General features: G+C 37.4%; 18 protein-coding genes and 1 pseudogene. 5 read left to right on the top strand and 14 right to left on the bottom strand.

The window, feature by feature from the left end; genetic code table 11:
* Positions 1-23 precede the first annotated feature (23 nt).
* Positions 24-767, bottom strand: a complete 744-nt coding sequence (locus BLW28_RS04610; RefSeq protein ID WP_083540673.1) for a hypothetical protein — start codon at positions 765-767, stop codon at positions 24-26.
* A gap of 4 nt (positions 768-771) precedes the next feature.
* The gene (locus BLW28_RS04605; RefSeq protein ID WP_073216025.1) at positions 772-930 is read right to left on the bottom strand and encodes a YqaE/Pmp3 family membrane protein; all 159 of its coding nucleotides are present in this window, start codon (positions 928-930) and stop codon (positions 772-774) included.
* A 220-nt stretch (positions 931-1,150) separates the two neighbouring features.
* Here BLW28_RS04605 and lysS point away from each other — a divergent pair, with 220 nt between their 5' ends.
* The 3 genes from lysS to BLW28_RS04590 all read left to right on the top strand — a co-directional run bounded on the left by lysS (position 1,151) and on the right by BLW28_RS04590 (position 3,836).
* A complete protein-coding gene (lysS, locus tag BLW28_RS04600; protein ID WP_073216028.1) occupies positions 1,151-2,842 on the top strand; it encodes a lysine--tRNA ligase in 1,692 nt (563 codons plus the stop codon).
* 138 nt (positions 2,843-2,980) lie between these two features.
* Entirely contained in the window at positions 2,981-3,409 is a 429-nt protein-coding gene (locus tag BLW28_RS04595) for a hypothetical protein (RefSeq protein ID WP_073216031.1), read from the top strand.
* A 79-nt stretch (positions 3,410-3,488) separates the two neighbouring features.
* Complete coding sequence (locus BLW28_RS04590; protein WP_073216034.1) at positions 3,489-3,836, top strand: hypothetical protein; 348 nt, start codon at positions 3,489-3,491, stop codon at positions 3,834-3,836.
* 58 nt (positions 3,837-3,894) lie between these two features.
* Here BLW28_RS04590 and hemL read toward each other — a convergent pair whose 3' ends face one another.
* From hemL to BLW28_RS04540, 10 genes are all read right to left on the bottom strand, one after another.
* A complete protein-coding gene (gene hemL, locus BLW28_RS04585) occupies positions 3,895-5,184 on the bottom strand; it encodes a glutamate-1-semialdehyde 2,1-aminomutase (RefSeq protein ID WP_073216037.1) in 1,290 nt (429 codons plus the stop codon).
* Between the two features lie 176 nt (positions 5,185-5,360).
* Positions 5,361-6,200, bottom strand: a complete 840-nt coding sequence (locus BLW28_RS04580; protein WP_073216039.1) for a glucosaminidase domain-containing protein — start codon at positions 6,198-6,200, stop codon at positions 5,361-5,363.
* Position 6,201: 1 nt separating this feature from the next.
* On the bottom strand, positions 6,202-7,125 hold the full coding sequence (locus BLW28_RS04575; protein WP_073216042.1) for a 1-aminocyclopropane-1-carboxylate deaminase/D-cysteine desulfhydrase: 924 nt from the start codon (positions 7,123-7,125) through the stop codon (positions 6,202-6,204).
* Positions 7,126-7,174: 49 nt separating this feature from the next.
* Positions 7,175-7,501 carry a hypothetical protein gene (locus tag BLW28_RS04570; RefSeq protein WP_073216046.1) on the bottom strand — a complete coding sequence of 109 codons (327 nt, stop codon included), beginning with the start codon at positions 7,499-7,501 and terminating at the stop codon, positions 7,175-7,177.
* A gap of 96 nt (positions 7,502-7,597) precedes the next feature.
* Positions 7,598-10,378: an aconitate hydratase AcnA gene (gene acnA / locus BLW28_RS04565; protein ID WP_073216049.1), complete on the bottom strand. Its 2,781-nt coding sequence runs from the start codon at positions 10,376-10,378 to the stop codon at positions 7,598-7,600.
* Between the two features lie 293 nt (positions 10,379-10,671).
* On the bottom strand, positions 10,672-10,941 hold the full coding sequence (locus BLW28_RS04560) for a type II toxin-antitoxin system RelE/ParE family toxin (RefSeq protein WP_073216052.1): 270 nt from the start codon (positions 10,939-10,941) through the stop codon (positions 10,672-10,674).
* Positions 10,913-11,212 (bottom strand): hypothetical protein, encoded by a 300-nt coding sequence (locus tag BLW28_RS04555; protein ID WP_234946436.1) that lies wholly within the window; start codon positions 11,210-11,212, stop codon positions 10,913-10,915. The genes BLW28_RS04560 and BLW28_RS04555 overlap by 29 nt, the downstream gene beginning before the upstream one ends.
* 3 nt (positions 11,213-11,215) lie before the next feature.
* Complete coding sequence (locus BLW28_RS04550) at positions 11,216-12,460, bottom strand: BaiN/RdsA family NAD(P)/FAD-dependent oxidoreductase (protein WP_073216054.1); 1,245 nt, start codon at positions 12,458-12,460, stop codon at positions 11,216-11,218.
* Positions 12,457-13,851 carry a pyridoxal phosphate-dependent decarboxylase family protein gene (locus BLW28_RS04545; RefSeq protein ID WP_073216087.1) on the bottom strand — a complete coding sequence of 465 codons (1,395 nt, stop codon included), beginning with the start codon at positions 13,849-13,851 and terminating at the stop codon, positions 12,457-12,459. Before BLW28_RS04545 ends, BLW28_RS04550 begins: the two co-directional genes overlap by 4 nt.
* A 218-nt stretch (positions 13,852-14,069) precedes the next feature.
* Positions 14,070-15,542, bottom strand: coding sequence for a T9SS type A sorting domain-containing protein (locus tag BLW28_RS04540; RefSeq protein WP_073216057.1), 1,473 nt, complete (start codon positions 15,540-15,542; stop codon positions 14,070-14,072).
* Positions 15,543-15,640: 98 nt separating this feature from the next.
* On the opposite strand from BLW28_RS04540, the gene BLW28_RS04535 reads away from it, so the two are divergent.
* Positions 15,641-16,678: an endonuclease/exonuclease/phosphatase family protein gene (locus BLW28_RS04535; RefSeq protein WP_073216060.1), complete on the top strand. Its 1,038-nt coding sequence runs from the start codon at positions 15,641-15,643 to the stop codon at positions 16,676-16,678.
* Between the two features lie 292 nt (positions 16,679-16,970).
* Here BLW28_RS04535 and BLW28_RS16180 read toward each other — a convergent pair.
* Together BLW28_RS16180 and BLW28_RS04525 are read right to left on the bottom strand one after the other, a co-directional pair.
* Positions 16,971-17,825 (bottom strand): annotated as a pseudogene (locus BLW28_RS16180) (IS110 family transposase); the annotation flags it as partial.
* Between the two features lie 259 nt (positions 17,826-18,084).
* Positions 18,085-19,263, bottom strand: coding sequence for an acyl-CoA dehydrogenase family protein (locus BLW28_RS04525; protein WP_073216063.1), 1,179 nt, complete (start codon positions 19,261-19,263; stop codon positions 18,085-18,087).
* A gap of 261 nt (positions 19,264-19,524) precedes the next feature.
* Between BLW28_RS04525 and BLW28_RS04520 the strand changes: the two genes are divergently transcribed.
* Positions 19,525-22,285 (top strand): CARDB domain-containing protein (locus BLW28_RS04520; protein ID WP_143036837.1); only part of this gene is annotated, 2,761 nt, incomplete at its 3' end.

Raw genomic sequence — 22,285 nt, 5'->3', positions numbered from 1 at the left:
GACTTTACACTCAAAAAATAAAGTTAATTTTCTAGTTCAACTTCTAAATCTAGCAAATCTGGATTTTTGAAATAATCTATAAAAGCCTTTTGCAAGGTTAATGTTTTTTTATTGTTTGAAAGGGTTGCGGCAGTATTTGAAACCTTTTTAATCGGTTTTGGAAAAGTATAACTTAAAGTATAATTGGAGCCTTGTAAAAAAGCTTCGGTTTGTTGAAGGCTATCAACTTCTTGTCGATGCAGTTTTTTATCTTTAATGTAGGCATCACGTTTAAAAACACCGTTAATAAACGAATAATTCACACCGATAATATCGGGAGATTCTTCTTCTTTTTTCGCGTCTTCTGGGTTTTCATTCGTTCCTGGAATAAAGTCGCCTGCCTTATCCAGTCCCTGAATCATATCGTTTGCTTCGTTTACAGATTTAAAAGTAGTCGAAATATTATAAATCATTTCAGAAGATTCCGAATTCATTTTTAATCGAATATTGTAGTTCTCTAGCTTCTTGAGCTTTATTTGTTCCTTTTTGGAAAGTGATGCAATACTATCTCTATTTTCTTCTAAAAACTGCTTTACAGAAATAATCGTATCCATTTTTATTACCGATGAATCGATTGCATCCATCCCACCAAAAGCCATCATTTCGCTTAGGTCTACTTCAACAGAAATTGTTCCGCTGCCATCTTCATTAAGCACCATTGTTTCTGTAAACTGACAGCTAATCAGCATTAGGGAAACCCCCAGAAGAAAGAGTATTTTTCGAATCATAATGTTATTTGTTAGGGTTGTTTAAAATAATAAGTGCAGCAATAACGCCAGGAATCCATCCGCAAATTGTAAGAATGAGAACAATCAATACCGAGCCGCAACCTTTATCGATAACGGCTAAAGGTGGAAATATAATTGAAAGAATAACTCTCCAAATACTCATATGCAACAAATTTACGATTAATATTCTTGATTTATGGAATTCACTATTCCAAGTTATAAAGGTTCTTTTATGCTATCTTAAATTGCCTAAGCGATACGTCTTCGAAATTTGGATCAAAATAGGCTAATGCAATGCTGTTATTTCCAATTCCTTCAAAATGTAATATAGTATTTGGAATTACATTTCCCTATCTTTGCACCCTCATTTTTTAGATAAAACTATGCAACTTTCTGAACTCGAAATTATCCGTAGGGAAAAATTAAACCAATTGCGAAATATGGGAATCAATCCATATCCCGCAGAACTCTATCCAGTAGATCATACTTCAAAAAATATAAAAGAAAATTTTGAAGAAGGAAAAAAGGTAGTAGTAGCTGGAAGATTAATGTCGAGAAGAATTCAAGGAAAAGCTTCTTTTGCTGAACTTCAAGATGCTGAGGGGCGTATTCAGGTTTATTTTAATAGAGATGAAATTTGTACTGGCGAAGACAAAACGCTTTACAACGAAGTCTATAAGAAGCTGCTGGATATTGGAGATTTCATCGGAATTGAAGGGGAATTATTCAAGACCCAAGTAGGCGAAAAAACCATTATGGTGAAAAACTTCACATTGTTGAGTAAAGCCTTAAAACCATTGCCACAACCACGTGTAGATTCTGAAGGTAAAGTCCACGATGCCTTTACAGATCCTGAACAACGCTACCGACAACGTTATGCCGATTTAGTTGTAAACCCACACGTAAAAGAAATCTTTGTAAAGCGCAGCAAGTTATACAGCGCAATGAGAGATTTCTTTAACGACCGCGGATATTTTGAAGTGGAAACTCCAGTTTTACAGCCAATTCCTGGTGGAGCTGCGGCACGACCTTTTATAACACATCACAATTCACTCGATATTCCATTGTATATGCGAATTGCAAATGAATTGTATCTAAAAAGGCTCATAGTAGGAGGTTTTGACGGAGTTTATGAATTTTCAAAAAACTTCCGTAATGAAGGCATGGATCGCACCCACAACCCAGAGTTTACCGTTATGGAAATTTATGTTTCCTATAAAGACTACAACTGGATGATGGATTTCTGTGAACAATTGCTGGAATTTTGTGCCATTCGAGTTAACGGTACTTCAAAAGTTACTTTCGGGAAACACGATATAGATTTTAAAGCGCCATACCCAAGGGTGACAATGGCAGAAGCAATTTTGAAATATACAGGTTTCGACATTACAGGAAAAACTGAAGACGAAATTAGGCAAGCTGCAATCAATTTGAATATTGAAGTAGATGATACAATGGGTAAAGGAAAACTAATTGATGAAATTTTTGGTGAAAAGTGTGAAGGTAACTTCATTCAGCCAACGTTTATCACCGATTATCCAAAGGAAATGAGTCCACTTTGTAAAAAACACCGTGAAAACCCTGAACTTACCGAACGTTTTGAGTTGATGGTGTGTGGAACCGAATTAGCAAATGCCTATAGCGAATTAAACGACCCAATAGACCAACGAGAACGATTTGAAGCTCAGTTAAAACTTGCCGATAGAGGCGATGACGAAGCAACAGAGTTTATAGATTTCGATTTTCTTCGTGCTTTAGAATACGGAATGCCACCAACAAGTGGAATGGGCATTGGAATGGATCGCTTAATTATGTTTTTGACCAATAACACATCGATTCAAGAAGTGCTTTTCTTTCCACAAATGAGACCTGAGCGTAAAAAAGTGGAAATGACCGAAGACGAAAAAGCGGTATATGCAATCCTAAAAGAAAACTCACCAATTGAACTGGATGATTTAAAATCACAAAGTGGGCTGAGTAATAAAAAGTGGGATAAAACTATTAAAGGCCTTACCGCATCAAAGGCTGCAAAAGTTGAGAAAACAGATGAAGGTTTATTTGTAAAGACGCTTTAAAAACGCATCATCAACCTTTAAAATAGTTGTAAATAAGGTCGCTTTTTGGCGGCTTTATTTTTTATTTTAAAGTAGCGTATTAAACCAATCCGTAATTTCGCTGTCATAGTGTTGTTGAATATTTAAAAACACACCATTATGAAAAACCTACTTATAATTATTATGCTGCTTGGCTCTTTGGGCTTAACTGCTCAAAACAAGTCGAAAAGCAAAAAGGAACACAAAAAAGAATTGAGGGGGAATTTTACTCCAGAACAACGTGCAGACTTGTTTAGCAAGAAGATGACTCTTGAATTGGACTTGACCGACGCACAGCAAAAAAAGGTGAAACAAGTGTTTTTAGATTTTGGAAAAGACAAGCCTGCCGATCGCGAAAACAGAAAGGAAATGACTTCGGAAGCTAAATACGCTGCAAAAAAGGCGAAGCTAGATCGTCAAATCACATTGAAGCGAGAACTTAAGAAAATACTTACGCCTGAGCAATTTGAAACTTGGGAAAATAACAAGGCAAAAAGACCATCTCGAGCTAAAAAAGAAGCGAAACATTATAAGCGCGGAGGGCAATAAACTAAATTTTGGCTCAGTTATTGCCTTGTTATGTATAAAATAGTTACATTAGTAACTTCAAAAACTAAAAATTACAACAATGAAAAACCTATTAACAGTATTTGCTTTTGCCGCCAGCATGTTCTTCGGAATACAATCAACGTCTGCACAATCACTTGCACAGGATGAAAACCGCCCTGAAGTAATCGCCAAAAAAGAAGCTGCAATTATGACAGAAAACCTTGGTTTGAGCGGTGACCAAACAAGAGCAGTATTCCGCGCATTGGTTTCAAAAGAAGTAAGCTATCAGAAAAATGTTAATGGCAAAGACCTTAAGAGCGCCGCTGTAAAAGCTGAAAAGCAAAAAACTGATGCAGCGTTAAAAGAATCAATGAAAAAGATATTGACAGCTGATCAATATTCAAAATGGTTAAAAGACAATCAATAGTTATTTTTAACTAAAAAAGTAAAAATCCCTTTCCGCTATTTGTGGAAAGGGATTTTTGTTACTTAAGTTTTTTTGCAACCTTAGCACAAGCTTCGATTGTTTGGTCTAAATCTTCATACGTAAGCGCATCGCATAAAAACCAAGTTTCAAAAGCACTTGGAGCAATATAGATTCCTTCGTCCAACATTCCGTGGAAGAACTTTTTGAAGTTATCATTGTTACCTTCTGCAGCTGAATTAAAGTCGACAACCTTATTTTCTGAAAAATGTACCGATATCATTGAGCCAATTCTATTTATGGTAAACTTTACATTTTCAGCAGAAAGTACCCTGTCTAACCCATTGTGTAAATACTCAGTCTTTTTATTAATCGATTCAAATATGTTTCGATTCTTATTAAGTTCATTCAACATAGCTAAACCAGCTGCCATCGCCAACGGATTTCCACTTAAGGTGCCTGCCTGATAAACAGGGCCAATTGGCGCTAAATAATCCATAATTTCTGAACGAGCAGCAAAAGCTCCAACTGGCAATCCGCCACCAATCACTTTCCCGAAGGTTACGATGTCTGCTTTTACTCCAAAAAGTTCCTGTGCGCCACCTGGAGCCAGGCGAAAACCAGTCATTACCTCGTCAAAAATTAAAAGTATATTGTTTTTGTCACACAGTTCTCTTAAACCTTCCAAGAATCCTGTTGTTGGTGGAATACACCCCATATTTCCAGCTACGGGCTCAATAATGATACAAGCTATTTCGTTTTGGTTTGCTGAAATTAATTGGGCTACATTATCTAAGTCGTTATAAGTAGCCAATAAAGTGTCTTTTGCCGTTCCCTCGGTTACACCAGGGCTGTTAGGCGTGCCAAATGTTACGGCACCACTTCCTGCCTGAATTAAAAACGAATCGCTGTGACCGTGATAACAGCCTGCAAATTTGATAATTTTATCTTTTCCTGTAAATCCACGTGCTAATCGTACAGCACTCATACAAGCTTCGGTTCCGCTGTTAACAAATCGAATTTTGTCGATATTTGGAACCATAGAAACGGCTAATTCGGCAATATCCGTTTCAATCTTCGTTGGCATGCCAAAGGAAGTTCCTTTTTTAGCCTTTTCAACAACGGCATTTACCACCGGGGCATAAGCATGGCCTAAAATCATTGGCCCCCACGAGTTGATATAATCTATTAATTTATTTCCATCGACATCATAAAGATAGGCTCCTTGTGCTTTTTCAACAAAAATAGGGTCGCCTCCAACTGCCTTAAATGCTCGAACTGGAGAATTTACGCCCCCTGGAATAACTTTTTGTGCCTCAACAAAAAGGGCACTACTTCTTTGGTATTTCATCTGTATAAAATATTTTAAAATTAGAAAGATGCCCGCCTAAAGGGCGAACAGGGAATGCCCCAATACTTACCTTCAGTTGGCTTACAATCTATTAATGGGCATTTCATATTAATTTAAAAGAGATTATTTGTTTTGATAAGACTTCCATCAAAATCCCGATTGAACAAAATTTTATATTAATTTTTAACTGGATGGAGATATAATGACTGACCAATGGAGATATCATTGCTCGTTAAGCCATTATACTTTTTTAGTGTTTCTACTGTTAAATTGAATTTTCGGGAAATGCTATATAAAGTATCGCCCATTTGTACGACATAGGTTGCAATTTTAGATTCATCTGGCTCATCTTGGTTCTCAATTCGATTTCCTAACACTTGATCGTCGTACTGATTAAGATTATAGCGTTCAATGATGCCGATTAGTTTTTGAGGGTATCGGGGATCTGTTGCATATCCTGCTTTTCTAAGACCTTTTGCCCAACCTTCGTAATCATCTTTTCTTAATTTAAAAAGGTCTTGATATCTACTGCGCTGCGTTAGAAACAAGGAATGGTCTCTAAATGAATATTTTGGGTCGTTGTATTTTCTGAAGCATTCGCCTCGCTCATCATCATCGTGATACACTTTGTCTCCTTGCCAACCTGAATGACATTTAATGCCAAAATGATTATTTGCTTTTCGGGTTAGTTCTCCAGCACCGGCGCCACTTTCTAAAATTCCTTGAGCCAATTTAATGCTGGCTGGAATTCCGTATTGTAGCATTTCTTCCATAGCTATGCCTTTGTAATCATTGATGTAATTAGCGACTCGATCACTATAAGGAACGTTTGCTGGAGGTGCTTCAACCGTTTCAGGAGTTTCGGATTTTATATCTTGTTCTTTCCTAGGTTCTTTTGTGCGTACAACCCGTTCCGTTCTGTGCTTTTTTGTGTGAAAGGTTGCTCTTTTTTTCGTCTTACAACTTGTAAGGCACACTGCACAAATAAGAAGGATACCGAGTAATCTTCGAAACATGTTATTCAATTAATGGTAATTGTTTTTTTAGTAATAATTTATTCATTCCAGGCACCCCTTGAAGGCCTCCCGTATGGACGGCTAAAATACAGCTATTTTCCATGAAATACCCCTTTTTTAAAAGATCCAAAATGCCGTAAATCATTTTTCCAGTATAGACAGGATCTAGGGGAATTCTTGTTTTTAACCTAAACTCATTGATGAAACGCACTAAATCGATATCTATTTTACCATACCCACCAAAACAGTACGAATCGATGATTTCGAAGTTCATTTTTGAAGTATGTTTTGATATTTCAGAAGTTTGAAAAGTGCCTTTTAATGCTGAAAATCCGAGAACAGTTTGATTGTGTTTAGAAGCATTAATCAATCCCGAAATTGTTCCGCCTGTCCCAACAGGAACACAGATGTAATCGTAAACAGCGTCTTCTTTCTTTAAAATTTCTTCACATCCTTTGATGGCTAATGAATTTGTACCTCCTTCTGGCAAAAGATAGAAATCACCAAATAACTTTCTTAAATCATCTTTAAATTTGAGGCTTTCTTTTTCCCTATACAATTCCCTAGAGGCAAAATGCAGTTGCATCCCACAGTTTTGAGCAAAAGATAGTGTTGGGTTTTCATCGACTTTCCCTTTTAGCTCTTCGCCTCGAATTATTCCGATGGTTTTCAATCCCAATTCTTTTCCTGCTGCCGCTACTGCGGCGATATGGTTTGAAAATGCACCTCCAAAAGTCAATAAAGTGTCGTGTTTTTGTAATTGGGCAGCTTCGATATTGTACTTCAGCTTTCTAAATTTATTTCCAGAAACGAATGGATGAAGCAAGTCTTCTCGCCTTAAATACAATGAACAATCATTGATTCCAAAAGCTGAAAGATCTATTTTCTCAGTAGTAATAGACTTGTTTTGCCAAAGCGTTTGCATGGGTTCAAAGGTACTAAATAGTCTAAGATTTATTGTGTTTACGGGGCATTCATAAATATTTCAGAAAACTCCAGAAAGTCCTTTTTTTTAAATAGTTTAAGTTCTTTTCACAAGCGTAGGCTTCCCTTTCAAAACTAATGTTTCTATACGCTAGATTTCTGTTTTTATATGATATCCATCGCAATAAAAATTCCATTCCGTACCACACGTAAAAGAAAATTACCAACAATTCTATTTGTTGCCGAAGATGGATTTGCTCGTGATTTAAAAATATGAAATCCCGAGATAAATCGGGATTTCTAACGATTACAAAAGGCCAAAGTGCGATTCCGTTAAAATTTTTCCTAAGAAATTTTGGTCGAACCAGTAGAATCATTTTGATTTACGATTGATGGTTAAAATTGTCGATTTACCAACCACAGTTTAAATATTTGATTAACCACGAACAATAAATCAAAAATAATTAACCGCTTTATTCTTTCAAAAACTGACGCAATACATATTGAAGAATACCTTCATTTTGATAATACGCTACTTCTATGGGAGAAGCTAGTTTAGCTATAACCTTAAAGGACACTTCAAACCCATCTTCTTTTTTAGCTGTTATGGTAACTTTTTTTAGAGGGGTTAAGTCGTTTTCGATTCCTGTAATATTGAAAACTTCCTTTCCAGTTAGTCCATAGGTTTTGGCTGTTTCACCATTTACATATTCAAGTGGCAACACGCCCATCATAATCAAATTACTTCTGTGAATTCGTTCGTAGCTTTCTGCTAGAACAGCTTTTACCCCTAGCAGGATGGTTCCTTTAGCGGCCCAGTCACGAGATGATCCACTACCGTATTCCTTTCCAGTAAGTACGATTAGTGGTGTTTCGTCTTGAATGTATTTTCGGGAAGCTTCATACACATTCATTTCTTCACCAGTTGGAAGATAGGTTGTGTAGCCGCCTTCTCGATTAGCCAGTTGGTTCTTAATTCGGACATTGGCGAAGGTTCCTCTTACCATTACTTCGTCGTTTCCACGTCGGGAACCATAACTATTGAAGTCTTTTTTATCCACTCCCATAGAGATTAGATATTTTCCTGCGGCAGAATCTGCTGAAAACGCGCCGGCTGGAGATATGTGATCTGTGGTAATACTGTCGCCAAGCATCATTAATGCTCTTGCGCCTTCAATGTTTTTAAGTGGTTTTGGCTCTTTTGAAAGATTGTGGAAAAAGGGAGCTTCTTTAATATACGTAGAGCTGTCGTCCCATTGGTATAATCTGTCGTTAGGCACCTCTAAATTTCTCCAGATCTCGTTGCCATCGAAAATTTCATCGTAGTTTTTCTTAAAATCTTTAGGGGTCAACACCTTACGCATTACCTCATTAATTTCGTCATCTGTTGGCCAAATATCTTTTAAATAAACAGGTCTTCCATTTCGGTCAAAGCTTAGAGGCTCCTTAGTGAGGTCGATGTCCACTCTTCCAGCCAATGCGAATGCCACAACCAACATTGGCGACATTAAGAAGTTCATTTTTACTTCGGCGTGAATACGGGCTTCAAAATTTCTATTTCCTGAAAGAACAGAAGTTACTATAAGATCGTTTTCGCCAACTGCTTTAGAAATTTCTGGGGGTAATGGACCTGAATTTCCAATACAAGAAGTACAACCATAACCCACTAAATGAAACTGTAGTGCTTCAAGATCTTTTAATAAATCGGCTTTTTCTAAATAATCGGTTACTACTTTTGAACCAGGCGCTAAAGATGTTTTAACCCAAGGTTTTACATCTATACCTTGTTCACGTGCTTTTTTGGCCACTAATCCTGCCCCAATCATTACAAAAGGGTTAGAAGTGTTGGTGCATGACGTGATAGCGGCAATTGCCACAGCACCATCAGAAAGCATAAATTTTTCGTTTCCTTGTGAAATCCAGACTGTTTTTAAACCATTCTTTTCTTCAGTTTGAAATTCAACGTCGGCTGAAGGTTCGTGCGATTGTTCGCTTGGCTGGCTTCCGCCCTCTGCTTTCCATCTGGTAATAGCTTCTTCTCTTTCTGAATGTTCAATATATTTTCGGCCAAAAGATTCGTGTTCAAGTTCGATGAATTTTTCTTTTAAATCTTTCAGTAGTATTTTGTCTTGTGGACGCTTAGGGCCTGCCACAGTTGGTTGAACTGTAGAAATGTCTAATTCAACCACATCGGTATATGTAATTTGGTCTTCATCTTGGCGCCACAACATATTTGCTTTACAGTAATCCTCAACCAAAGTAATTTGCGCTTCGCTGCGGTTACTATTGCGCATGTACTCCAACGTCTTGTTGTCTATTGGAAAATAAGTGATGGTACATCCAAATTCTGGCGACATATTTCCGATGGTAGCTCTGTCAGGAACAGAAAGGTTATCTAAACCTGGACCAAATACTTCGACAAACTTTCCAACCACTCCATATTCTCTTAATAAATTGGCGATGGTTAGTACTAGATCGGTTGCAGTAGAGCCAAGGGGGAGTTCTCCAGTAAGTTTCAAACCAATAACTTCAGGGGATATAAAATAGACTGGTTGTCCAAGAATCGCAGCTTCAGCTTCTATACCTCCGACGCCCCACGCTACAACACCTATGCCGTTAACCATTGGTGTGTGGCTATCTAGACCAACTAAGGTGTCTGGAAATGCCATGCCATCACGGGAAATAACACCTTTTGAGAAGTATTCTAAGTTTACTTGGTGACAGATTCCCATTCCCGGAGGTACGACACTAAAATTATCAAATGATTTTTGCGCCCATTTTAAAAATGTATAACGTTCTTTATTTCGGTCATATTCCTTTTCGATGTTTTGCTGATAGGCATATTGTGCAGCGAAATAATCTACTTGCACGCTATGGTCTATAACAAGATCTACTGGAATCATTGGATTTATTTTGGAAGCATCGCCTCCTTTTCGTGCAACTTCGGCTCGAAGTGAAGCAATGTCTACAACTGCTGGAACACCTGTAAAATCTTGCATTAAAACGCGTGCAGGTTTAAACGCAACATCTTTGTCGTTGCCCGAAGGCTTCCATTTTAAGAGTGCATCTAGATGTTCTTTAGTTACTGAGAAATCATCATAATTCCTAAGCGCATTTTCTAATAAAATACGGATAGAGAAGGGAAGTTTTTCAATATTATAGCCTTGCTTTTTGAGTTCTGGAAGGCTGTAATACGTTAAGCTTTCATTAGATGATTTGAGTGTTTTTTTGAGGTTGTATAAATCTTGGTTCATGGTATGATGTTTTAGCTTACTAAAGTTAGGCATTAAAACATCAGCGCACTCATAAGGAAATTAGTTTAACAGTGCATTAACAGTCTTTGGGTAGAAGTTTGACCGAAAATTTGTAGTTATCTTGATATTTGAAACGCGAAGGACAATCAACGTGGACGGTTAAAATTATGCCCCGAAAATATGTTACTATATTTAAAGATTCCTACGCGAAAAAAATGTGTTAGATCTGCCATTTTTATTTTTTATGGCTGCCAAGGTTTATGCCGCGAAGAAGGGCGATGTGGGGTTGCATGTTAAAAGGATTGGCTTTGTCTTATTATGTTCAATACAGTCACTGTCCCATCAATAATATTATAGTGAAGTGAATAAGGAAATATCTTGAAATGAACAATTCGTACATTCCGATAGTGAATTTGAAACAGATGTGGGTTTTGCTCTAAAAACTCAATGTGTTCATCAAAATCAATAAGAAACTCCATTTTCTTGTCCATGGCTTCGTAAAAACACTTTGCCTTTTTCAACTCCCGATGTGCATCAATCGACAGTCTTACGCGAAATGCCATATTTCTTTCTTATTTCATCAATTGGAATAGTTTTTAAAGTACCCTTTTCCTGACGATCCAATAGATCGTCCATCATTGTTATATACTCGTCTGACGGTTCCGCTAATTGACGGGCTAAATTTTCAAAATAATTTTCGATATAATTTTTCAAAGATCTATTGTCTGCTTTTGCCTCTCTTTCGAGAATCTCCCAAACCTCATCTTTAAGTTCGATTATTTTCTTCTTCTTTTTCCCATTGTATATAGATTGTGTATATAAATTATATAACAAATGCTATTGGTCCCCTCCTTGGGAGGGGTCGGGGGAGGACAAATTTTGTGAAACGATAAAGCCACCAGTCCATGCATTCTGGAAATTGAAGCCTCCTGTAATAGCGTCAATATTAAGGACTTCCCCAGCAAAATATAAGTTTTCACATACCTTGCTTTCGAAAGTTTTAAAGTTCACTTCTTTTAAATCTACACCACCAGCTGTGACAAATTCTTCTTTAAAAGTACTTTTTCCATCAACTTGAAAAATTCCAGCTGTTAATTGATTGGCGATGTTTTGAAGATTTTCGCGCGTGGCTTCTGCCCAGGTTAGTGTATCACTTATGCCTGTGGCTTTTATAAGGCTTTGCCACAATCGCTTCGGAAGTTCGAATTGGGAGTGTTTTAAAATTGTTTGCTTTCCGAAGTTAACTTTTAGTGATTTTAATTCGTCTAAAACTTCTTCTTCAGAAATGTTTTCCAACCAATTAACTTCGATTTCAAATTGATATTTTAAGGATTCTAAAGTCCGTGCGCCCCAAGCTGAAAGTTTTAAGATTGCTGGACCGCTCATTCCCCAATGGGTTATTAGAAGCGAACCGTTGTTCTCTAAAACATCTCTTTCTTTCAGAATTTTTATTCGAGCATTCTTAGCAATTCCAGCGAGGTCTTTTATACGCTCGTCTGTAATGTTGAAAGTGAAAAGCGAAGGCACCGCTGGAATTATTGTATGCCCCAATCCTTCAAGTAATTTCCAGATTTTTGGATTGCTTCCAGTGGCGACCACAATTTTTTCTGCGGAGAAGTTATCTGAAGTAGTAGTTATAAGAAAAGAGTCATCAACTTTTTGAATTTCCTTGACCGATTGATTGAGCAATACATCGACACTCAACCTACGCGTTTCAAAAAGAAAACAATTTATAATAGATTCCGAAGAATTGGAAACGGGAAACATTCTTCCGTCCTCTTCTGTTTTTAATTCTACACCGTGCTTCTCAAACCATTCAATGGTGTCTCCAGTCATAAAAGTATGGAACGGACCGAGTAGTTCTTTTTCTCCACGCGGGTAATTTTGAGATAGATCTCTCGGAATAAATTCGGCGTGGGTTACATTACATCTACCTCCGCCCGAAATTCTCACTTTGGTAAGTACTTCTTTTCCCCTTTCTAAAATGATGATTTTCTGATTTGGATTTTTTTCAGCAGCATTTATAGCTGTAAAAAATCCAGCAGCACCGCCCCCAATGATTATGACATCCGCCTTTATCAAATTGGAAGTTTTTTACTTGCAAATTTTTCACAAAGATTCATGGTTTCCATAATATCATCCATAGTTGTGCGTGGATTGATTAAGCACATTCGTAAAACTACTTGCTTATTAAGGATGGTCGTAACCAATAACGCTTCCTTTGAACTCACAACCTCTTGTGAAATATACTGATTTAATTCGTCTAGTTTTTTTTCAGAAAGCTTGTTTCCAATAGGGTTATATCTGAAGTTTACAACGGCTAAAGTTGCTGGCGAAACTACCTCCCAATTAGGACTTTTTCGAAGATACGACTCTGTAGCTTCGGCAAGTTTTATGTTATAGGAAATAGCTTTTCTAAATTCGCTCAATCCGAATGTTTTTACGGACATATAAAATTTTAACGCCCGAAAACGTCGGGTAAGTTCAATACCGTGGTCGTAGAAATTTATTTCAGAAGTATTGCCCTCAATATCCCGCAAGTATTCAGGTCTTTCAGTAAAAGTTCCTTTTAACCATTTATGCCTTTTCACCAATAAACAGCCAATCTCATAAGGCTGATAGAACCATTTGTGAGGGTCGATAGTAAGGGAATCGGCTTTTTCTATTCCTTTTAATAGAGGTTTTCCGTCATCTGAAAGTATTGCAAAACCTCCATAAGCACCGTCAATATGAAACCAGATATCTTCCTTTTTACAGATTTTTGAAATATCTGAAAGCGGATCGACTGTTCCTGTATTTGTTGTGCCTGCAGTTGCAATTAAAAGAAAGGGTTGCCAACCTTCGAGTCTGTCTTTTGCAATGGCATTTTTTAATTTGTTGAGCGAAAATTTGAATTCGCTATCGGTAGGGATAATCCGGATTTGCTCTTTTTTAAAGCCAAGAACACGAATAGCTTTTATATTTGAAGAGTGTGCCTGATCGGAAAGGTAGATAACTGCCTTGCTAAAATCATCGCCACACTTTACCGTACGTGCGGTTACAATTCCGGTTAAATTGGCCATTGAGCCACCACTTGTAAAAATTCCGCCTCCTTTTTTCTGAGGGAAACCGAACATTTTTAAAAGCCAGTTCATGGTTACAATTTCCATTTCGGCTGCTGCAGGAGAAGCTTGCCAACCACCAGAAAAAATATTGAATCCTGCCGTTAAGCTATCGGCCATAGCGCTAATATAATTACTCGGTCCCGGAACGAAAGAATACGATTTGGGATGCGAAACGATATTGCTTTTGGTCATAACCTCATTTAAAACAAAGTTTAAAACCTCTTTTGCATTGGTTGGGTTTTCGGGTGCTTCTTCAAGAAACAACTTTTCCATTTCTGAGCGCGAACCAGAAACCACGGGCAACTTATCGTTCTGTGTAACAAAATGCGCTACGATTGCATCCACAACTTCATAGCCGTAGCTTTTCATTTCTTCCTGGCTCAATTCAAGTGTGGCTTTATTCTGAATTTTCACAATCTTTTCTGTTTAATTTTTTACGCTGCAAAATTACGTTTTTAAGTAGGGATTTGTGGGGTTCTTAGTGTAAATATCTTGCAATTTTTTTACGACAGTTATCTAATTAATTAAAAAAACCTCACAGGTCTGTGCGACTTGTGAGGTTTGAATCGATTGTGAGTTTTTAGAAATTATTCAACAATCATTTTCTTTGTTATACTTCCAGTTTTGCTAGAGAAATTCACAAAATACAATCCTGAAGGAAGATTAACAGGAAGCGTTTGCACTCCTTCTAAAATTACCTTTGTAGAAATTAAATTACCCTGAATTCCGTAAATTTCAACTGTTTCAAACGAATGAATGTTGTTGAAGTTAATTTCATTTTTAACTGGGTTAGGGTAGAACCCAAAATTAGCAAGGTTGTTATCTTCAATTCCAACGGTTATTCCGCATAAAAATGGTTCAAAAACAACTTCACCTAAAGAAGGATCGTCTACGTTGTGGAAAATCACTCCTTCAACATCTTGGGCTGTGCTTTCTTGTCCTTCAATCCAGCAGTTTTGCTTTGCCAAAATTGTATTTGGAGTATTGTTGTAAAGTGCATAGACTACGCCTCCATTTCCATTTTCGGAAAACGTATTATTCCCTCCATTAGTTACGTCTGCTCCTAAATTTATCATTGCCTGATCCTGTAGGGTTATTCCCCATAGATTTCGTCTAATCTCGTTTCCAATAATATTTACAGTCATTGTACTCGATGCTGAAATGACGTTTATACCACTTCCTCCCAAATCAGGATTTCCTTGAGTATTATTGTCTTCAATGATATTATACGTAATTTCCACATTTGCATTGGTACCAAGAATTGCGATTCCGTACCGATTATTTCTTATAATGTTTTGGGTTATATTAGCATCCATATTTCCTCCAACAAAATTGGCCAAAGCAATACCACCTGCCATATCGTTGGCTGGATCTCCAATTATAGTGTTATTGATAATTTGAAGTGTTTCTGATGGTATCGTAACGCCGAGGTTTATTTGCGGACGATTGGAATTTACTATATTGTTTCCCTCAATATAATTCCCATTAATCACAGCAGATACTTGGGCATTTGCAGCCGAGCCAATTGCAGGGTTTTCATTAAATGTAATTGTATTGAAAAGAATTTGAGGTTTTCCTTTAGATAATTGAATAACAGCACTACTAGTGGTACCAGACACATTGAAAGATAAAGTTGAATCTGTGATTATAAAATTCGCAGTTAAAACCCGTAAACCACCACCGTAAGTAATTGTGCTGTTTTTAATATTTATAACTGAATTATCTTCAAAACGGAAACCATCATAAGGAGCTGCCTGATCAATAGCAGTAAAAGTGACCTGATTTGAATCCACTATAAAAGTCCCAAAAACAGTGATGCGTAAACCAGCGTCGATAGAAAGCGTAAGGTCTGTTTCAATTAAAACCGTATCATTTTCGGCAACGGTCAGATTTCCCAATAAGGTGTAATTCGACCCTGATCCTGTTATGGTTGTTGGACTAGCGGCCGCAATATCGGCAAGGCTCCACACCACACCTGTATTTGGCGTAGTATAATCTTGTGCAAACAGACTCGAAAAAGTTAAGAATGCTAATAAAATACTTAAAGTAATTTGTTTCATAATTTAAGGTTTTGGTAAGTTGTAAAAATAATCATAATAAAAGGCTCAAAAAAACTATTCCAATCCTTTCACAAATTCAAATAGCTTAAATTTGAAATATGGTTTTATATATATTAATTATTTTCTTTACGATAAGTCCATTTTTTCCAGCTACTGAAAATCCGCACTGGTTTTTTAGAACAGCCGATTTTGTGCGCTTTCAATCTATAATGCTGCAAATTATTCTTCTCGTTACTTTACTTTATATTGAAGAACAGTTTACAGTATTTATTTGGGTTTTAATTGCGTCGCTTGTGCTTTCAATGGTTTATCAGTTATTCAAAGTTGTGCCGTATAGCTCGCTTTATCCGAGAAAATCGACAGAAGAAGCAAGCGATGGTCATGTTTCGATTTTGGCTGGCAATGTGCTTCAGACGAATACTGAATACCCTAAATTTTTACAAGAAATAAGAAAGTTCAATCCTGATTTAGTTCTTACAATGGAATCTAATAAAGATTGGGATAACGGTCTTTCAGCAATTGAAAAAGATTATACTCATACTGTAAAAGTGCCTTTGGAAAATTTCTACGGAATGCATCTTTACTCCAAAGTAGTATTGCAAAATGTACAAGTGAAATATCAGATTGAAGATGATAAGCCTTCAATTTTTTTTGATTTTTCTTTTGAAGGACAAAAGCCTATACATTTTTGTTGTTTGCACCCGGCGCCGCCAAGTCCTACAGAAAATGAAACGTCAAAAGAACGTGATGCTGAATTGATGCTTACTGGAGAGCTGATTCGAAAAATTGATAGACCAACGGTTGTGTGTGGTGATATGAATGATGTTGTTTGGAGTCGAACCACGCGATTATTCAAAAAAATGACAGGAATGATCGATCCAAGAGTAGGTCGCGGGTTTTATTCAACATATAATGCCAATTATTTCTTTTTGCGCTTTCCTTTAGATCATTTGTTTCATACACGCGATTTATATGTTGGCAGAATGGAACGCTCTAAAAATTTTGGAAGTGACCATTTTGCTATGTATTATGAAATTCATCATAAAAAGAAGACTTCTACTCCTAAGAATCCAAAAATGAATGGTGAGGAAAAAAAAGATGTAAAGGAATTGATTGATGAAGGTACATCAAATTAAAATCAGTAGTGTATGCTAAACATTTTTAAAACGGGGTTTCCAACAAAGATTTCCGTCTTTATTTATATCTTGGTTTTTACCACAGAACTTTGGATATGAACAAAAGTAAAAATTTTAGCGCATAATCTATTGTAAAACAGGTTTTAAACTTACTTGACACCAAGGATATTTATGGGCAATTAAGAGAACTGAGGTGAAAAACAAGTCTTTTCCTCATCAAATTTGAATCATAGGATTCCTGGCAATTTTGAAGTGGAACAAGCTCACATCATTATCATAAAATTAATTTTTGCTATATCAATTTCAGTACCGATATGTACTTTGGATCGTACGGATTTCCTGATTTTGCAATTGCCAAACACTTTGTGAGCAATTTATTAGATACCGCAATAAAAGCCAGTTTCTTACTTCTGTCTTCCTCTCGCTCGAGCCTCTCTCGTCGGAAACAAGTATTGACAACCCGTTTATAGAGTTCTCGGCACGCTTTGTTGTGCTTACAGGCGTTGAATGCGCAAAGGAACAAAAGGTTGCGCAATTTCTTGTTGCCAACCTTACTGATCCTGCTACGACCACGCACACTGCTCCTTGACTCTCGAATTGTAGGTGTAATACCAACATAACTGCAGAGCTGCGCAGCAGTCTCAAACTTGGAAAAACCATCGGATATTACAATTAAAAACAATGCTGTCTTTGTGCCTATTCTTGGAACGGTAGTCAAAAGAGTGAGCTGTTGTTGAAGCTCCATCGTGACCAGGGAGAGTAGACGTTCCTCGATACCGGCAATCTCTTTGTCCAAGTGTTTCCTGTCCCGTTTTAGGGAACGGTACACAAACTTGGAGGGAATGTCTATGGTTTTTTCGCCGTGCAATTTGCTTTAGGTGGCTGTGCGTTTTTTAAAATAGCTGTCTATTAATCGGAAGAGTTGCAGACACTCTGCCTGGTCATCAGTCAAGGCATTGCAAAGCGGAACTTCGTTGGCCAGGGCATACTCGCAGATTGCCTTTGCATCGCTCTTGTTCGTCTTTACTTTGGCTAGCCTCATTTGTATGAAACGTTTTGCCGATAGCGGATTTACAACCGATATAACTATGTTGTTTTTGTAAAGAAACTGTGCGAGTCTGTAATGATAATAGCCCGTGGCCTCGAGGTCTAGGCCTCACAGAACTCAACGTGATTTAAGTAGTAAAAGAACGGGGATTAATCAATGTTGTCGAAGTCTAAAGTTTCACTGCATATAGTAACCTTACTCCGCTCTTTTGATCTTTCTGATTTATACTTAAAGTTAACTGATTTAGTAAAAATCAAACTTAAAATGTATTAAATATAAAACCACGAATCACGTATGCAATTTGGCATTCCCGTGAAATCGTGGTTTTACTTTTAAGGCTATAAAACACTTAAGCTTCTTATGAAAAAGCGTTTAAACCTGTAATGTCTAATCCTGTGATTAACAAATGGATATCGTGCGTGCCTTCGTAAGTAATAACACTTTCTAGATTCATTGAATGGCGCATAAGGCTATATTCGCCCGTAATTCCCATTCCGCCTAACATCTGTCGAGCTTCTCGAGCAATGTTAATAGCCATATCTACATTATTACGTTTTGCCATAGAAATCTGTGCGCTGGTTGCTGTTCCTGCATTTCGCATTACACCAACACGCCACGCTAATAATTGAGCTTTGGTGATTTCTGTAATCATTTCAGCAAGCTTTTTCTGCTGTAGTTGGAATTGCCCAATCGGTTTTCCAAATTGGATTCTTTCTTTTGAATAGCGTAATGCTGTGTCATAACAGTCCATTGCAGCACCTATTGCACCCCAAGCAATTCCGTAGCGAGCAGAATCTAAACATCCAAGAGGCGCTCCTAAGCCAGATTTGTTTGGTAATAGATTTTCCTTCGGGACTTTAACGTTGTCAAAAATAAGCTCACCAGTTGCAGAAGCTCGTAGCGACCATTTGTTGTGTGTTTCTGGAGTACTAAAACCTTCCATACCTCGTTCAACGATTAAACCGTGAATTCTACCTTCTTCATTCTTGGCCCAAACAACAGCAACTTGTGCAAAAGGAGCATTGCTAATCCACATTTTGGCACCGTTTAAAAGATAATGGTCGCCCATATCTTTATAATTAGTAGTCATTCCGCCAGGATTACTTCCGTGGTCAGGTTCTGTTAATCCAAAACACCCCATCCATTCGCCGGAAGCCAATTTTGGAAGGTATTTTTTTCGTTGTTCTTCCGTTCCATATTTATAAATAGGATACATCACCAACGAAGATTGAACAGAAGCAGTACTTCTAACGCCGCTATCGCCACGCTCAATTTCTTGCATAATCAATCCGTAAGAGATTTGATCAAGGCCAGCACCGCCATATTCTTCAGGAATATATGGGCCAAAAGCACCTATTTCAGCAAGTCCGCCAATAATTTGTTCTGGAAATTCTGCTTTTTGAGCGTATTCTTCTATAATTGGAGAAACGTCACGCTTTACCCAATCACGGGCTGCTTGACGCACTAATTTATGTTCATCGGAAAGTAATTCGTCAAGATTGTAATAATCTGGAGCTTCAAATAAATCTGGTTTCATATATAATTAATTTAAAGGAATACAAATGTAGAAATCGCAGGTCGATTGACCTAAGTTTTAGAGGAAAAATGAATTATTTATAAATAACAATCAAGGCTATTTTTATTGGAAAATATATATGATGTTAAATAGTTTATCAAATTGCTATCTTTACTTGTTCTGTTTTTTAAATATCAAATCATCACATGTCGTGTTTTTTTTGTCTATTTATAAAAAGAAAGACAATGTATTCAATATATTTGAAATCCTAATATTCAATTTATGAAAAGATTAATACTCTCGCTTCTTTTGTTTATACCGTTTTTGGTCTTTTCACAACAGACGGTGCCAATTCAGCAATATCTGCAATTTAATGGGCGGTATGATTTTACTGCCTTTGGAAATACCCTGAATACAGAAGAAAACGGGACCTTTGGTGCTTGTACTATCTTGACAGAAAGCACGGCAGATTTTCAATTAGATCCTGGACAAACCTTGTTTTCTGCACATCTTTATTGGGCTGGTTCAGGTAGCGGAGATTTTAACGTTAAGCTTAACGGTACTGATGTAACGGCCGACCGTACTTTTGCGCTAACAGCAGGAACTGGATTAAATTATTTCTCGGCATATGCAGATGTAACAAGCATTTTGGCTGCGAATGGAGAAGGGCTTTATACTTTTTCAGATTTAGATTTAACAGGAGCAATCGGCCCATACTGTTCAGGAGGGACAAATTTTGGAGGTTGGGGGATTATTGTTATTTATGAAGACCCTAACTTACTTTTAAACCAAATAACACTTTTTGACGGTTTAGATTATGTAGATCGAAATAGTAATAACATTAATATTACATTGGGTCCTATTAATGCAGCTTCAGATGTCGCTTCAAAAATTGGCTTCTTGGCCTGGGAGGGCGATGCGGCAATTGCTGTGAATGAGAGTCTTAGGCTTAATAATATCTTAATCGATAATCCGCCGTTGAACCCTGGTAATAACGCGTTTAATAGTACAAATAGTTATACCAATTCCACTGTTTTATACAATATGGATTTGGATTTCTATAACCTAGAAGGTTTAAACATAATTGAACCTGGGGACGATCAGATTAATATTCAACTAAGTTCTGGGCAGGATTTTATAATGGTCAATAACATTATTATAAGTGTTAATTCTGAACTACCTGACGCTACGATTGTTATCGACAATCTTGGGGTTCTTTGTGAAGACAGAAATATAGAAGCAAATTATACTGTTAGGAATTCAAATAGTACGGCTGTATTACCGCCAAATACGCCTATTGCTTTTTATGCCGACGCTGTATTATTAGGGCAAACCCAAACAGTAAATGAAATTCCAATTGATGGTACTGAAAGTGGTACAATAAATTTGAATATTCCTGTAGGAACACCTCAAAACTTCGTGCTGCGGGCCGTTGTAGATGATGATGGTACAGGAACTGGAATAGTTATTGAAACCAATGAAGACAACAATGAATTTGAACAAGATGTTGATCTTTCTTCGCAAGGCTTGATAATACTTGGGAATAATCAAAGCTGTGAAGGTTTTACAGAAACGTTAACTGCCAATTTTAACGATTTAGATGTATATAATTGGTTTTTTAACGGAAATCTAATTGGAGGAAACACTCCAACAATAGAAGTTACCGAGTCAGGAATTTACACCGTTAGCGGAAATAAAGCTGCTTGTTTTGTAGAAGAATCAATCGACTTTAATATCACTTTTAACCCGCAACCTGTAGTGGCTGCTCAGCCAGTAGATATTTATAGATGCGACAACGGAGTGCAATCGGGAATTTTTGATCTTACCCAAAATGATGCAATTGTATTAGGCGCACAAGATCCTGCTTTGTTTAATGTAAAGTATTTTACGACTGAAGCTGGAAGCGAAAACAACGTAGGTGCAATTGCTACTCCAGAGGCGTATCTTATTACAGGAGGAACTCCACAAACTATTTATGTTAGAATTCACGATAGTGCACAAGAGCTTTGTTATGCAATTGCTCAATTTCAGATTTATTATACACCAGTGAATGCAGGGGATGTGCCGTCTATTACATTATGCGATCAGGATGGCTCAGGAGCTGAAGATGTTAACTTGCCACTTGAGTTTACTGCGCACGTATTAACTGATCAGATTGCTTCAGAATACATTATTACCTACCATATTTCTCAGGCTGATGCTGATACAAGAGCAAATCCGTTACCAAATATTTATTCGGTTCCTACTCCTGGACAAACAATTTTTATAAGAATTGAACCCGTAATCGATTCTGAGTGTTTTGATACAACCTCTGTTGAAGTTATCGTAGATTCTCGTCCTACCATTAATGAAACGCCAAATCCTTTAATTGTTTGCGACACCGATAATGATGGTTATGCACCTTTCAACCTACACGATGCGGATGAAGACATCACTAATAATGATCCAGATTTAGTGGTCACCTATCACCCGACACTTCTTGACGCTCAAAATAATTTAAACGAGCTTGTTGATCCCTATATTAACGACGACCCGTTTACCGATGTTGTATTTGCTAGAATTGAGGGGTCTAATACTACATGTTATGCTACAGTTGCTTTAGTTTTAGAAGTCCGCAACAGTCCGATATTAACTGAGCCTTCACCCTTGCGATTATGTGATGACAACACCGATGGGTTACAGATATTCGATTTAACCGTTCGTGAGTTGGAGATGTTGGGAGCTATGGATCCGACCCAGTATGATTTTTATTATTATGAAGTTGAGGTAGATGCTATTACAGCGGGTCAGAATGCGTTAGAGGCCCCTGATTTTTCAGGAGCCATTCCTGCGCCGACCGCGTATCAAAACACGACCCCTTTCCAGCAGACCATTTATGTTTTGGCAGTCGGTAATGCTTTGAACACCGCTCCCTATAATGGAGGCGAGGGCTGTTTTGACATTGTACCATTAGAATTGTTTGTCGATCCCTTACCAACCGCAATTCAGCCATTGCCCTACGAGCTATGTGATGATTTGGCCAGTGGTAGCAGCAGCGATCAGA

This window comes from Aequorivita viscosa, from assembly GCF_900106795.1.
GTDB lineage: Bacteria > Bacteroidota > Bacteroidia > Flavobacteriales > Flavobacteriaceae > Aequorivita > Aequorivita viscosa.
Note: the sequence above shows the minus strand (reverse complement) of the source record. Positions and strands in the feature narration are given on the sequence as shown.